This window comes from uncultured Parabacteroides sp. (assembly GCF_947855115.1).
Classification (GTDB): domain Bacteria; phylum Bacteroidota; class Bacteroidia; order Bacteroidales; family Tannerellaceae; genus Parabacteroides.
On record NZ_CANTZW010000023.1, the window covers coordinates 22,995 to 38,878 of the forward strand.

11 protein-coding genes are annotated in these 15,884 nt (G+C 46.1%); 6 read left to right on the forward strand and 5 right to left on the reverse strand.

All coding sequences use genetic code 11. The features are described from left to right. Nucleotides 1-7: 7 nt before the first annotated feature. From Q0110_RS13460 to Q0110_RS13475, 4 genes are all read right to left on the reverse strand, one after another. Nucleotides 8-1,012, reverse strand: coding sequence for a sugar phosphate isomerase/epimerase (locus Q0110_RS13460; RefSeq protein WP_297907271.1), 1,005 nt, complete (start codon nucleotides 1,010-1,012; stop codon nucleotides 8-10). Nucleotides 1,013-1,035: 23 nt separating this feature from the next. Next, entirely contained in the window at nucleotides 1,036-2,484 is a 1,449-nt protein-coding gene (locus Q0110_RS13465) for a Gfo/Idh/MocA family oxidoreductase (RefSeq protein WP_297907274.1), read from the reverse strand. A gap of 152 nt (nucleotides 2,485-2,636) precedes the next feature. Further along, a complete protein-coding gene (locus Q0110_RS13470; protein WP_297907277.1) occupies nucleotides 2,637-3,419 on the reverse strand; it encodes a porin family protein in 783 nt (260 codons plus the stop codon). 13 nt (nucleotides 3,420-3,432) lie between these two features. After that, the gene (locus tag Q0110_RS13475) at nucleotides 3,433-4,527 is read right to left on the reverse strand and encodes a PCMD domain-containing protein (protein WP_297907280.1); all 1,095 of its coding nucleotides are present in this window, start codon (nucleotides 4,525-4,527) and stop codon (nucleotides 3,433-3,435) included. Between the two features lie 263 nt (nucleotides 4,528-4,790). Between Q0110_RS13475 and Q0110_RS13480 the strand changes: the two genes are divergently transcribed. After that, nucleotides 4,791-6,104, forward strand: a complete 1,314-nt coding sequence (locus Q0110_RS13480; protein ID WP_297907283.1) for a Gfo/Idh/MocA family oxidoreductase — start codon at nucleotides 4,791-4,793, stop codon at nucleotides 6,102-6,104. A 133-nt stretch (nucleotides 6,105-6,237) separates the two neighbouring features. Here Q0110_RS13480 and Q0110_RS13485 read toward each other — a convergent pair whose 3' ends face one another. Beyond that, on the reverse strand, nucleotides 6,238-7,758 hold the full coding sequence (locus Q0110_RS13485; RefSeq protein WP_297907286.1) for a DUF4301 family protein: 1,521 nt from the start codon (nucleotides 7,756-7,758) through the stop codon (nucleotides 6,238-6,240). A 177-nt stretch (nucleotides 7,759-7,935) separates the two neighbouring features. Between Q0110_RS13485 and Q0110_RS13490 the strand changes: the two genes are divergently transcribed. The 5 genes from Q0110_RS13490 (at nucleotide 7,936) to Q0110_RS13510 (ending at nucleotide 15,857) form a co-directional block, all read left to right on the forward strand. Further along, entirely contained in the window at nucleotides 7,936-10,149 is a 2,214-nt protein-coding gene (locus tag Q0110_RS13490) for a RelA/SpoT family protein (RefSeq protein ID WP_297907288.1), read from the forward strand. A gap of 536 nt (nucleotides 10,150-10,685) precedes the next feature. Next, complete coding sequence (locus Q0110_RS13495; RefSeq protein WP_297907380.1) at nucleotides 10,686-11,237, forward strand: DUF3575 domain-containing protein; 552 nt, start codon at nucleotides 10,686-10,688, stop codon at nucleotides 11,235-11,237. Nucleotides 11,238-11,264: 27 nt separating this feature from the next. Next, nucleotides 11,265-12,719 (forward strand): DUF3868 domain-containing protein, encoded by a 1,455-nt coding sequence (locus Q0110_RS13500; RefSeq protein ID WP_297907291.1) that lies wholly within the window; start codon nucleotides 11,265-11,267, stop codon nucleotides 12,717-12,719. 52 nt (nucleotides 12,720-12,771) lie between these two features. Continuing rightward, nucleotides 12,772-14,628, forward strand: a complete 1,857-nt coding sequence (locus tag Q0110_RS13505) for an Mfa1 family fimbria major subunit (RefSeq protein ID WP_297907294.1) — start codon at nucleotides 12,772-12,774, stop codon at nucleotides 14,626-14,628. A gap of 137 nt (nucleotides 14,629-14,765) precedes the next feature. Beyond that, nucleotides 14,766-15,857 carry a FimB/Mfa2 family fimbrial subunit gene (locus tag Q0110_RS13510; RefSeq protein WP_297907297.1) on the forward strand — a complete coding sequence of 364 codons (1,092 nt, stop codon included), beginning with the start codon at nucleotides 14,766-14,768 and terminating at the stop codon, nucleotides 15,855-15,857. Nucleotides 15,858-15,884: the final 27 nt, after the last annotated feature.

The following is a 15,884-nucleotide window of genomic DNA, read 5'->3' on the forward strand; positions in this document are numbered from 1 at the left end:
TGTTACTTTATTTCACAAAAGGAGCCTTGATCAAATAGTCGGCACAATCCTTCACGCCCACGAATTGAGTTCGTCCGTCCGGCATCTGTTCCAACTCTACGAAATAGTCTTTAATTCCGTTCGCATACATCTGCTTGAATATCATCTCAAAGTTCATCATACCACTTTGGCCGAATACGGCACGATCCTTGATATGTAATACCTTGATACGATCCGGATGTTTCCGCATATACTCGACAGGATCGTTCTGCCCCATGACAGTCCAATAGACATCCATCTCGAAGTAAACTTTGTTCGGGTCCGTATCTCTCAGCATCAAGTCATAAATCTGGTCTCCAACTTTCATGAAGGCCGCGAAAGGATTCCCCTTCACCTTCTCCTGTTGCTCTTTCGTCGCGACCCGATTAAACTCCATATTATGATTATGATAGCCAAATCCAGTAGCGATGCCTTCTGCCTTGATCACATCCGAGGCCTGATTGAAAACATCGCAAACGAGTTTAGCCTCATCGTGCGTAGTAATCGTCGGCATCATCGGCTGGATCAAATATTTACAGCCAAGTTTCGCATGATCGGCAGCCGTAGCTTTCCAATACTCCATGATCTTTGGGGTTACCTCCTTCGAATATTTGAAAATCATGGCCTTAAAAGGATCGGAGATAGATGTGTCTACCGGATTTACATGCGAGCTAATGATCTTCAAACCCGCGTCTTCCGCCATTTTCTTGAAGTCCATCATAGGAACACCTCCGATAGCGCCTTTACCATAACCCGCCAACTCCAGCTTAGAGTATCCCATATCCTTCACCTTCCGGAGATTAGCGGCCACGTCGCCTTTATATAATTCCTGGGATAAAGAATAGATCTGCAAGCCAATCTCTTTGCCGGCATGAATCTCATCAACAGTTCCCAACGCAGTGTTCGCCGCATTTACAGACCCCGCTTTACCTACCAGCATTCCACCCGCGGCAAAGAGAGATATATTTTTCAAGAAATCTCGTCTGTTACTCATAACATCATTCTATTTAAATAGGTTTATTTGCAGAAATAAGGTAATGAATACGGATTACGGTATTGATACCAGTACAAACGGTGAGAAGCCGCCTCTTTATCGCTACCGAAACTCAACGTAGCCGGATTCCATTTAACCGGGCGACCTAGCTCACGGGCGATATTCTGTAAACAACAAAGCGTATTCGTACTACAACCTACCTCAACCGGAGCGATCGGGTTCTCACGTGAACGAACGCAGTCGATAAAGTTCTGCATATGCGGAGCGCTAGTCTCATAATTGCCCGCATCGTTACCCTTCTTTTTGCTGTCTTTCAGCTTTTTCATATATTCTTCATACAATCTCTTCTGCTCTTCCGGGGTCATAAGTCTCGGACGTTTCTCGATCAAGTTCTTTAGGTCGGAGGGGATCTTAGACTGATCAGAGCAATTGATGTAGCCACGAGCTACCTCGATCCAGCCGTTATCACCGACAAACTTAATACCCTGCGCATCCGGATTATCCTCCAAATATGGTTGTTCAGTCATTACGATACCATTCGCATAGCGCATGGTTGAATATTGCGTGCCATTGTATCCCTTGGGTGTAAACTCTACCGGACCTGAACCATCCATACCGATAGCGGCTTGGGCGATATCGAACATATGAGCGCCCCAGTCTGCGGTATAACCATTACCGGTCTCTTGATACCAACGCCATGCGCCCCATAACTTCTCGTTCTCTTCCGGGTCCAGAGAAATAGGAGGGCATAAATCGGGATGATAATGAATCTTCGGATCGTTCAACGGACCCATCCACTGGTTGAAGTTCAAATTAGCGGGAACCGGCATTTCCGGCAAGTTCAACGGCGTTGGAGGCTCGCCTACACGTGCGTATATTTTCTCGATATGACCGATGGCTCCATTCTGAACCATATCAATCGCAGCTTGGAACTCCCTGCTGGAACGTTGTTGGCTACCTACCTGAAGCACACGTTTGTTATTACGTACGGCCTTCACCATAGCCAAACCTTCAGCGATCGTATAAGCTAACGGTTTTTGGCAATATACGTCTTTCCCGGACTGGCAAGAATGAATCGTAGCCAAGGCATGCCAATGGTCGGGAGTGGCTACCTCTATAGCGTCGATGTCTTTACGCTCCAGCAATTCCTCATAAAACTCATATTGATCACAACGTTGGTTCATTCCCTTGGAGGCTTGCCACTCTGCGACACGCCTTCTGAAACGCTCTGTTTTCATCGTGTCCACATCACAACACGCGGCAACCTGTACGCCCGGACATGCGGCAAATCCTTTAAAATCCGACAACGCTTGCTGGCCTAGGCCGATAAAGCCTAAGACTACCCGATCGCTCGGAGCGATACGAACACCATCCATGGTCCAACTGGGAAGAATTGTTAAACTAGCCAACCCTAGAGCGGAAAGGCCCAAAAACTCTCTACGGCTTACGCCCTTCTTAGTGTTTTCTTTCATGGTAAATTCTATTAATAATATAAGATAAAATGTAACTTGGTCTGAGAATTATTGTCCAAAGTTATAAAAAAAATAATTTATTTCCATAATAATATTTTAATTAAAAAGGCTACCCTTTTTAAAGGATAGCCTCATTTTGACTAAAATCAATTTTAAAAAGCATATCCGAAGCCTACGTTCAGATAGATCGGATACATCCCGAAAGTAATCGTATCGAAATCCTTCCGGAAGATGTCGTTCAATCCCCATGTCAAGTCGGCATATACGATAAGGTGCTTAAACGCTTTCCATTCCGTACCGATCTGTGCTCCCCACTGGAACTTTCTGAGGTTATCCGAGAAATCATAGGAGGCACGGTTGTCGCCGGAGAACTCCACCTTCGTGCCGGTAGGATTGATCTCACGCAGATAACCGTCGTACACGTAGCCGGAGAAGTTCCGGTTTGTAGCGAACGAGACAAAGGGTCCCGCCGAGAAACTCACCCGGTTATTCAATTGGTAAAGAGCCACGACCGGGATCGAGAAATAAGAGTTCTCCACTTTCGTCTGCACGCCTCCGGTCCAGTTTCCTTTCAGCTTCTCACCGCCGGAACCAATGATCTCCATGCTGTAATTCTTAACCGTCGCTTTCGTCTCCATACCTTTATTCTCCAGACGGAGACCGATCATCATACCCCATTCCTTGCTCTCGCCGAACCATTTCTTGATATCGCCTTCTATAGAGATGCAAAGCGTAGGGCGGTAACTATCTATCGCACGAATCTCACGGGGCAATGGCACCGGAGCGGTTCCGCCGATATTGATACCGGCTTTTACCGTATATTCCAATCCCCTGAGAGAAGACCAGATTATGCCTTGGTTTCTTTCCTGCTGTGCCTTCAACGTAACGAGACTCGACAGGCACAGTATACCTATTAATATTATATATCTTTTCATATCCTCTGTTTTTTTAGTTCTCATCAGACTGGATTATCTCAACCTCATCAATCCAAAGCGTGCTACCTTCCGCTCCTTCGAAGACATCGCCTTTCAAGCTTGAAGAGAAGACTATGGATAACTGATAACCACCTTTCGCCAGCTTATCCTTATCAATCACCTTACCGGGCTTAGCCACGAACGGGATATAAAAACGCGTCCACTCATCCGTCTCTTTCTGATCGCTGATCCGGGCAACGGATATCAGGTTCGGGCTTGTCAATCCGTTGACACCGTCCAAGTATTTCACGTCCTCATCCGTCTCATAGAAGATGGCGTAGATATCGCATTGGTCTTTCTTGCCTTTTACCTCCTCGCCATCTACCTTATACGACTCTCCCGCTTTATATTTATAATAACCGCTCAGATAAGTCGGTACACGATCGAAAGGACGGCCTAACCGAGTACCTTTCCTCCCGTCCGGAATGGCGTTCAGCAAATCAAACGTACCGATAAAAAGGTTTCCCGCGGCGATAGGCATACCGAATCCGCTACCGAAACTCCCCGTGTTGCGGGTCACCAGCTTAGCGCATTTACCTATATATCCGTTATCGTCTTGCATGGTAGGATAATCCAGCGGGGTCTTGGGCACACCCGTCAAGCCAAAACCGGCGTTACCGCTCGCCCACGTCACGGAATCCCCATTCGACGTGAAATCATAGAATATCTGGTAACGTGCATTCTTCGGCTCCATCGTTATGTGCTCGAAATGATATTCCGTGCTTATGCCGGAGACGATACAACGTACCGTATAAGTCTTTGTCCAGTGGCCATCCTCGGAAGTAACCGTATAGGTTCTCGGTGTCGTAAAATCAAAAGCGGAACCACTAGCCGGCTCGATAGTAGCGCCGGGAGTCAAGGTAAATACCGGGGCTAGGTTTGTAATATCAGCGTCACTTTTCACGGTCAGTGTCACGGACTCATTGTCGATCTCCGGCTCGGTTTTTAATATATCGCCATCTACCGTACATGACAAGATATCCGCTTCCGCATTAGGCGCCTCCTCCCGGATACAAGCGACGGAGAGTAGCGTCAATAAAAAGCATAAAACAAAACTTTGTACCTTCATACTTCAAAATCTTTATAATTCATACTGAAAAAGGATCACACCTTCCTGTTATTCATATAGGTCTCTCTCAAATATCTATAACGGAGGACAAAGATAATCTATTATGCGATACGTAGTATTCCAATATATTTTAATAACTTTTTCACAAAGCCCTTTCCTCAGACCAACCGGAATGATGGGATTCTAAGAAAATGAGGTTTGCATTTTTGCATTTGTAATAAAAATCCATTAATATCGCGTATACTTAAATCTGTATAGACCATATGACAACACGAAGAGATTTCCTCCGGCAGACCGCTTTGCTCGGTGCCGGACTTTCCATCAGTCCTTTTTTCATTAAAGCCGGGAGTGCCGGTGTGGGCGCAAACGATAAGATAGGTATCGGACTTATCGGATGCAATGGCATGGGATTTGAAGACCTAAAGGCTTTCCTCCGCAATCCGGAGGTAGAATGTATCGCCTTGTCGGATATCGATGAGAGCGTATTGAATAACCGGGCGGCAGAGACCGAGAAGATCACCGGGAAAAAAGTCAAGCATTTATATAAAGACTGGCGTAAATTGATAGACAATAAGGATATTGATCTCGTAATCGTAGGTACTCCCGATCATTGGCACTGCCTGCAAATGGTATCCGCTTGCCAAGCCGGGAAGGATGTGTATTGCGAGAAACCGCTGGGAAATAGTATCGAGGAATGTAACATCATGGTACGGGCAGCCAAAAAATACAATCGGGTCGTGCAAGTAGGCCAATGGCAACGTAGCGATCCGCACTGGCAGGATGCCATGCAATTCGTACATAGCGGACAACTGGGCAAGATCCGAACCGTACGAGTATTCTCTTATCAAGGTTGGTGCCCCTCTATTCCCGTCAAGCCGGACGAAGCGGTTCCCGCCGGAGTGGATTATGATATGTGGCTGGGGCCGGCGCCGAAACGTCCGTTCAACCGGAACCGTTTCCATTTCACGTTCCGTTGGTTCTGGGATTACGCGGGAGGTTTAATGACGGACTGGGGCGTGCATTTACTGGATTACGCATTGTATGGCATGAACGTCACCGCTCCGGAGTCTATCATGGCTTCCGGGGGAAAATTCGGCTATCCGGATGATGCTTGCGAGACTCCGGATTTATTGCAAACCATTTATACTTTCAAAGATTTCACCGTTATGTGGGATCACGCGATCGGTATCGACGATGGGGCTTACGGACGGAACCACGGCCTGGGATTTGTCGGAGAGAACGGAACTTTAGTGATCGATCGAGGCGGTTGGGAAGTTATCCCGGAAAAAGTAAACGGGCAGGCCCGCATGGAGGCGGTTCCCTTAAAGAAAGCATATGGAGAGGGTGGCTTGAATTTGCATGCGAAGAATCATCTGGAATGTATCAAGAGCCGGAACCGGAATTGTAACGCCAGCGTAGAAATCGGGGCGCATATCGCCAAGTTCTCGCAGCTAGGGAATATCGCTTATCGGACCGGGAAGAAATTATCGTGGGATGGAAAGAGTTTCCACGACGCAGAGGCAGATAAGTATCTCTGCAAAGAGTATCGGGCTCCGTGGGAATTGCCTAAAATATAGTAGTTGTAGAGACGGGGCGTGCCCCGTCTCATCACAAACCGGTAGTATTCCAACTATACAAATAAGATTCCCGTTAAACATTTCGAGGGGATGAGACGGGGCACGCCCCGTCTCTACAAAAAACACAGGATATTTATTGGTGTTCGGGGCGTAATAGATCGTTCACCGTCTTCACGGGGTTGAACGTCTCGATAGGAACTTCTACGAATACCGTATTCCAGTCGCTCATGGCACCGTTCCACAAGCCCGGTAATTCCAGCGCTTTCAACTCACGGCCATCCTTGCTCTTATAAGAGATGAAGCCTGTGTTCTTATCCACGTAATCCGGCAAGTTGTATTTCTCGCCTTTATAATTCTTGACGGCGCAAACCAAATCCACGGGATTAAAGTGAGTACCCTTCTCGAACATCGCTTTCTTAGCCGGATCGTTCATATCGATCTGCGAACTTTCAAGCACCTGCAAGGAAACCGTACCATCCGGATTCATCGCCAAGAACGGGCCACCACCCGGCTCACCCACATTCTTCACCATACCGCATACACGCAACGGGCGAAGCAATTTATTCTTGATATATAGGATCAACTCGGCATCTTCCAATAATTTCGTATCCGGATTCTTGATGCATAGGTCGTCTTGCAAGAAATGGATCATCTCCTCTACCTCGGCATGGGTGTATTTTCCGGTCTCGATCTGTTCCAAGTATTTGAAAGCTTTCTCCTGCAACGTTACCAAGACACCGGCGATCACTTTCTTATAGATAACCGTGGAACATTTGAAACTGTCCGGAACCACGTTATCGATATTCTTGATGAATACCACATCGGCATCCACATCATTCAGGTTTTCGATCAAAGCGCCATGCCCACCCGGACGGAACAATAATTTATCATTCTTGTCGCGGAACGGCGTGTTATCCATAGCGGCCGCTACCGTATCGGTACTTGGCTTCTGGATACTGAAAGAGACATCGTATTTTACGGAGAACTTCTCTTCATACTCTCCGGATTTCTCGGCTACCAATTGCTCGAACAAAGCCTGATGCTCCGGGGATACCGTGAAATGGATATTCACTTCTCCGGCATTATTCTTGGCGTACATGGCACCCTCGGCCAGATGTTCCTCCATCGCCGTACGGACTGCCTCCGGATAGGTATGGAAAAGTAACAGACCTTTTGGCAATTGCCCGTAATTCAGACCTTTTGCGTCAAGTAAATTCGAAACCACCTCTTTATACTCTCCAGACGCGATCAACGCTGGGATATCCTTTGCCGTATTCTCCACGCATTTAGCGTTCAAGGCTTGATAGAAAGCGAATTTCTCGATCTCACCAAAGAACTTCTTCTCAAAAGCGTTGGTCGGTTCTTTATAATCCGCGGAAAGGAACTCATAGAGATTCTTAAACATACGGCTCGCCGCACCGGAAGCCGGGACAAATTTTACAATTTTCTTATTTTTAGCCAGATAAGCATCCCAAGCATCCATGTAAGAAGCTTGTTCCTCCTTCGATATTACCATAATACCTTTCTCTACCGAGGCGGAAGCCGCAATTTCTAGATATGGGAAACCTTTCACGAAGCAAGCGAGTTGCTCTTCAATCTGTTTTTCGCTGATTCCTTTGGCCTTCAGCTGTTCTAAATCGTTTGCGTTTAACATAGTATTGTTTTTTATGTGAATAATCTTATCCGTAACCACACGGGCATTTAAAAACGCTATGTGTATCGCAAATGTATAAAATAACCTTAAGATACGTATTGAAATTCCATATAAAAAAGTATTTTTACAGCATGTTTTACGGCCTGTCCTCAACTGGGCAGTAAAAATGACAGAACAATGGATACAATTGAATTCTTTACGCCGGAAGAAAAAAAGACTTTTTTCTCCAAATACAGACTCCTGTTACGAAGCCTTTACTCCTTCCTTGAAAAGGAAGATATCCGAAAGATGAAAGAGTTGATGAAACGGGTCGTCGCCCTCGATTGCTACGGCAGGGATAAAAATGGTATCAACGGTTTATTGCGAAATATCGACACGGCTTTGATCGCTACCCAAGAGATAGGCTTGAAACGTACCTCGGCCATCGCTTTATTATTATACCGCCCGGTACTGAAGAAAGCGATTACGATAGAGGAAGTGGAACAGAAATTCGGGGCAGACGTGACCTTAATCGTCCAACGCCTCTTGAAGACCTCCGACTTATACGCCCGTAACACCGCCGTCAACTCGGAGAATTTTCATCATTTGCTTTTCTCGTTTGCCGAAGACGTTCGTGTGATCCTACTTATGATCGCCGATCGCCTCTGCCTCATGCGCATGGGAAAACAGATGCAGGAAGATGACCGTATCCGGCTGGCTACCGAGGCCTCTTATTTATACGCTCCTCTGGCCCACCGGCTGGGATTATACTCGATCAAAAGCGAGCTGGAAGACCTATCCTTGAAATATACGGACAGGAAGCAGTATGATTTCATCAAGCGGAAGTTGAACGAGACGAAACGCTCCCGCGACGCTTATATAGCCGAGTTCATCGCTCCTATCAAGCAGAAACTGACGGAGGCGGGATTCAAGTTCGATATCAAGGGGCGTACCAAGTCTATATATTCCATTAACAATAAGCTGAAGAAGCAACAGGTGGAGTTCGAGGGTATCTACGATCTTTTCGCTATCCGGATCGTATTGGATACGCCATTCGAGAAGGAACGCTCGGAATGCTGGCAAGTATATTCCATCATCACAGATATGTACCAGCCCAACCCGAAGCGTATGAAAGACTGGATATCCATCCCGAAGACTAATGGTTACGAGAGTTTGCATATCACGGTGATGGGCCCGCAGAACAAATGGGTGGAGGTGCAGATTCGTACGAGGCGAATGGACGAGATCGCCGAGCGAGGCTTAGCGGCGCATTGGAAATACAAGGGCGTGAAAGCGGAGAGCGGACTAGACGAGTTCTTGAATACCGTACGTGCCGCCCTGGAAGCCAAGGAGAACAACCCGCTCGACTTGATGCAGGATTTCAAGATGGATTTATACAAGGACGAGATCTATGTATTCACGCCTACCGGAGAGCTTATCAAGCTGGCCAAGGGAGCGACTGTCCTTGATTTCGCTTTCGCCATCCACACGATGCTGGGAAGCAAATGCGTATCGGCGAAAGTGAACGGGAAGAACGTACCGATCAAATACACCTTGAACAATGGCGATAGCGTATCCGTCATCACGTCGCCTACCCAATGTCCGAAGCGGGATTGGCTGAACTTTGTCGTCACCTCCAAGGCTCGTGTAAAGATCAAGCAGGCCTTGAAGGAGGAGACCGTGAAGGCCGTGGAATTCGCCAAGGAGATGTTGCAGCGCCGCTTCAAGAACCGGAAGATCGATATGGACGAGCCTACCATGATGCGTTATATCAAGAAGAAGGGGTTTAAGACCGTCACGGATTTCTACATCGAGATCGCCGAGGAACGCCTTGACCCCAACCAAGTCATCGACGAATATCTGGAGGCTTTCCGCAAGGAAACGGAGGCGAGCGAGCGTACCGAGGTGCGGAGCGCGGAGGAATTCGTGACAACGACTCCGGTAGAGGTGATATCGACAAACAAGGATATCTTGGTAATCGATAAAAACCTGACGGGTATCGAATACAAACTCGCCAAATGCTGTAACCCGATTTATGGCGACGAGGTTTTCGGTTTTGTCTCCACGCAAGGTATCAAGATACACCGTATGGATTGCCCGAACGCCCAAGAGATGTTCAGCCGTTTCGGTTACCGGATCATCCGGGCTAAATGGAGTGGCAAGGGAGACAATGGCTATACGGTTACGCTACGGGTGATCGGACGAGACGATATAGCGATCGTCACCAACATCACGTCCGTGATCGGCAAAGAATCGAACGTCACGCTTCGTTCATTGAATATCAGTTCGATAGATGGTTTATTCCAAGGAAACTTCACGGTATCGGTTAGAGACACAACCGCATTGACCATGCTAACGAAAAAGATCAAGGCGGTGAATGGAGTAAAAGCGGTGGAACGATTGAATTCTTAATTCGAAAACATGTACATGTTTTCGAGAAAATACGTACGTGTTTTTCAAAAAACACGTACGTATTTTTTTGGATAAAACTAAACATCAAATATTGTATTTCATTATTTGTAATATATAACTATTTTTATTAGTTTTGTAACCCAAATCATAGGGGCATTAAAGATAAAAACTAAAAGGTGATTTTGACTGGTTTAAACGTTCGTTTAAATTAGTCTTTTTTTTGCCTAGATCCTTTAATTCATAGTCGCTCTACCAAACAGTTAAATACCTAACCATTAAAGATTAATACATCAAAAGAGTCATCAGTGGCTCTTGTGTTAAAACGACGGGTCTAAACGAACGTTTAAACCCGTCATTTTATCATCTATTAACAAAAGAAAGACAGACTATATCCATTGTTCCAAGCCCACTCACACAAACCTCCTATAAATTATAACACACTGATTATTAACTAACAGAATAGGATCATGAACATTGTCAAACTATCAATTTCGGGCATTAAGCTAATACTACAGACATTTCTTATTGTATCCATCATGCCCGTTTTTGCCCAAAACAAAGCCTTATCCGAATACAAGGGAAGCATGATCGGCTTGAAGACGAATATACCCTACTGGGGTACCGCAAGCTTTAACGCAGGATTGGAGGCTCGGTTGGCCGCAAAATGGACTTTCGAAGTGGAAGCCGGATTGAATCCTTTCTCCGGGAAGAATGACGATGGCAGTTACGGAAAGTCTATGCGCCACCTGAGAATCCACCCGGAAATCCGCTACTGGTTTTGCGAGGCATTCCACCAATCTTTCATCGGGCTTCACGTACCTTATATATTATATAATGTATCCGATATCAAATTATTGGGAACCGAAGGAGAACGTCATCAAGGCTGGGGAACCGGTATAGGCGTGAGCTATGGCTACCAATGGCTGCTACATAAAAACTGGAACTTGGAGGCGACATTGGGCGTGGGTTACCTGTATTTTGGTTATGACCGCTTTCCTTGTACCAATTGTGGCAATAAGCAGACCGACAACCACAAGCATTATTTCGGCCCCACACAGGCGGCTGTCAGCTTAATCTATATGTTTTAACAAATAATCCCTAATACGCAGACATTTATGAGACACCTATTTGTATATACGTTTCTTTGGACTTTTCTGATCAATCCTGCCCTCTCTGCCCAGCAGGAGGAGAAAACAGAGATCCTCGTGAACGAGAAAACCGTCACACGGATTGATTCCCTGCTGCAAATCGACATGATAATCGATATATCGGGCATGACGGTCAGCGGTAACCAATCTGTTGTCTGTACCCCCCTGATCGAACGGGGCGACAGTCTGGTAAAATTGCCCTCTTTCATGTTAAATGGTCGTACACGCCATATTCTTTATGAGCGGATGAGCGCAAAGCAGCAGGAACAGGCAAAAGAGTACCGCCGCTATAACAACACCCGGCAACAGATCCAATACCAAGCCCGCATACCTTTCCATAAATGGATGGAGAAATCGGAGGTCTACTTAGTGACCGATCTTTGCGGTTGTGGTTGGGAGAGTCTGGCCAACAAAAAATCACCGTTATTCCCAATCCGTATCGCTAAACCGGTGGTATTACAACCGAGCCTGGCATATCGGGTCCCTCTGGTGGAGACCGTGAAGGCAAGGGCATTGCAAGGTAGCGCCTTCCTTGATTTCCCGGTTAATAAGACGGTGATCTATCCGGATTATCGCAAAAACCCCCGGGAACTAGCTGCTATCCGTGCGACAATAGACTCGGTTCGCCTCAACAAGAACGCCATGATCACAAAGGTCTGTATCAAAGGTTATGCCTCGCCGGAAGGTTCCTACGCCAATAATACCCGACTGGCCAAAGGTCGTTCGGAAGCATTGTTGAATTATATCCGAAGCTTGTATGATTTTAGCGACGTACAAATGACCGTAGACTACGAACCAGAGGACTGGGAAGGCCTGGAACGCGAGGTAATGGTTTCCGACTTGGCAGAGAAAGCGGATATTCTTGCGATCATCCGCGATCCGGAACCGAAGGATATGGACAAGAAGGAATGGAAGCTCAAGCAATTGGCCGGAGGCAAACCGTATCAATATCTTTTGCGGGAGATCTATCCGGGCCTACGACATTCCGACTACACGGTAGGTTACACCATCCGTAATTTCACCGTGGAAGAAGCGAAGGAATTACTCTATAGAGATCCGGCACAATTGAGCCTGTCCGAGATGTTCCAAGTAGCGCAGACGTACGAATCCGGAAGCCCTGAGTTCAACGAGGTATTCGAGATAGCGGTACGTATATACCCCAATGACCCGATATCAAACTTGAACGCCGCGAATACCGCTATTCGAGAAGGTAAGGCAGAGGAAGCCCTGCGTTACCTAGATCGGACAGACGATACGCCTTACAGGACACTTGCCCAAGCGAGCCTCTTGATGCTGGAAGGAAAAACGGACGAGGCAAAGATTTTACTCACGCCCCTAGCCGACCACGCAGACACGCAAATAGCCGAAGCCGCACGGGATAATTTACGACAGATCCAAGCTTATATCGAATACAACGAATGAGGAACTGTCTTTCCCCAATCAAAAAAAATTACGAACTAATAAAAACAATATTATGAAACAGAACAAATTTTACATGGCATGGATGGCGGCGGCGCTGCTTACCATGGCGGGGTGCTCGGATGAAATCGAGAACAAACAAGGAGAAAACCCGATCGATAGCGAGGGGGTATTTATGACCGTGAATATCGCAACCGGAGTAAACACTAAAGCCGAGGGAATCGGTGGTGAACCTGGCAAAGATCCCAGTGGAGGAGAAAATGGAGACGGAGACTTGATTGGATTTGATAATGAGAATCAGATCAAAAGCGTGACGATCGTATTATATGACGGAGGTGATATCAATAATCCGGGAAATGTAGTGGCGAGTGCTTATTCTAGTGATGTTATCGATAATAGCGATGCCTCCTTAAACCAGCATCATCACCAAGCGACAGTAAAATTCAATACAACAAATCTAGAGTATGAGAAGCCGTATAATGTGCTAGCTATTGTCAACGCAGACGTAAGGGAGAAATATCCGGCAGGCACCTCTCTCCCTAAAGACGAGACTTTTGATCAGTATAAAACCGATGATGGTTTCGTAATGTCTACTCACGTAGAAGAACTCCAAGAGGGTGGAAGTCAAGTCTCTTTCAGTAAAACAAACAGCGAGGAGAGCCCTGATGTGGCAACTGTTAAAGTAGAACGTTTTGCCGCACGTGTGGATTATACCGGAACCAAAAACACCTTTGAAGTAATGGCAGGATCAAGTAATGGTGAAGAAAAAATAGCGGATGTTATCTTGAACAAAGTCTCCTTGGTAAACCGGGCAAAACACCCCATATATATTTTCAAAAGGGTAACTGTTGATAATGTTTATGCAAATAACCCTACAGTACTACTTGGCGATGAACATCCCGTGCTTGATAATCCCAGCGATCACACATCCGAAGCAGGGCAAAACTATGTTATCGATCCTACGATAAATGAGGATATAGAGAAACAATTCGATAATCCTTTCTCAAGCTTAGAAACTGGAAACATCACAGAAGAGGAGTATAAGCAACTAGACAATATTATAAATTCTGAAGATGAAGCCCGTGTCCTCGGCTATATGATGGAGAATACGATGGATAAAGATGATCAATTGCATGGTAACACCGCCGGACTTATCTTCCAAGCAATTTATACACCAGTACAGCTTGCCGCTTATGATACAGAGAAAGATGAAGTCGTATTGAAAAAGATTGAAGATCTGGATTATACAAAAGGAACAACATTCTACAAAGTCTATAACGTTCTTTACAAAGACTTAATGGATGCGGAGATAGAATGTATCGGACAACGAGAAGGAGTAAGTTCAACCATTCAAAGCACGCTAATGACATTACGGAAAAATATCAACAATGCGAATGAGTTAGCGAATTTGACATGGAAAAATTTATATGAAGCTACTAACGCATTCTCTAAATCTGTAGATTTGGGGTATCGCTTATATTTACAAGAGCAAATACAAGGAAAGGAAAATGACGAATCTCCAATTGGGAACACATCCGCGTCCAAGTTAACATGGAACGCTTTCTCTTCCGCCAAGATAGATAATGCTACTTGGACACAGAACGAATTGCAAGTGTATACAACACCAAACGAATCCACGACTATCACTCGATACGAAAACGGACAATGCTATTACCAATACTGGATTCGCCACGCAAATAACGGTAATCCAGAAGAAATGGGTATAATGGAGTTTGCCACCGTACGCAACAACGTATATCAAATTGCCGTAACCGGAGTAGATCGTTTAGGTCTTCCCCACCCATTCGATGACGTGGATGAGCCGAATGAAGGTGGAGATGTCTATCTGCAAGTTACGTTATACGTAAAGGACTGGGTAATCCGTAACAACGGAAATATCACCCTCAAATAATCGGATTGAATATCCCTTTGTTTGATGGCTTGTTAAAACCTTGATAAGCAAGTCATCTTTATATGTTTTTCAAATGGAGGCGTACTGGTAGGGTACGCCTCCTCTAAAAGTATTGTAAAAGTAGAATAACCGAGAATATGCAAAAGAAACGCTTCTTCTATACGACCCGTAAGCTACTGGTTTATGCCGCCATCGCAGGTGGGCTGAACGCCTGCGACTGGATTCGCGACGACTCACTGCCACCATGTGAGTATCGTCTCCGCTTCGTATACGATTACAACATGAAATTCGCCGACGCTTTCCAGCATGAAGTGGATCAAGTAACCTTGTTTCTATGTGACCAACAAGGTACTTTCATCGAGAGCCGCCATATAGAAGGAGACGAATTGAAAGCGAACAACGTGCGGCTGGATCTCGCCCCGGGAACCTACTACCTCGTGTCGTGGGCCGGATTGGACAAGCAAACATACACGCCACCCCAACTCACCCCCGGTAGCTCTACCATCCAAGATATCCGTGTACGAACCCTACGTAATACGGACAACACGCAACCCAACGAGTTGCATCCTCTCTGGCACGGGCTGGATACCCTTGTCGTAACCGGTACCGAGCATCAAGAAAAAGTGATCGGACTAGACAAGGATACCAACAAGCTACGCTTTGTCTTACAGAACGTAAAAGGTGATAATATGGACGTGAACGACTTTACTTTCCGTATCATCGCCGACAATGGCTATATGGAGTACGACAACTCACTGCTATCCGACCCGAAGATCACTTACCTTCCCTACTACACCGAGAACGTAGAAATATCGGCCGACCCAGACCCGGACACCACCGTCAGCGACCAACTCGTAGCTGTAGCCGAGATGAACACCATGCGCCTCATGGCAGACAAAAATTATCGTCTCATCGTACGCCACAAGAAATTCGAGAACGACGTGCTAAACATCAACCTCAACACCTATCTTCTCCTCTCCAAGATGGAGGGGCACAAGATCAGCGCCCAAGAGTACCTTGACCGTCAAGATGAGTATTCTATCATCTTCTTCCTTACCCCGATCGAATGCCCGGATTGTCCAGACCCGGAACCAGACCCAGAGCCAGATCCAGACCCCGATCCAGAGCCGGACCCTGACCCAGACCCGACTCCCCCTGTCATTGGATACGATTGCTACGTTATCCAAGTGAAAGATTGGGTAATACGACTCAATCAAGTAGATTTATAACATACGACAGAACAAGAAATAAGAAAA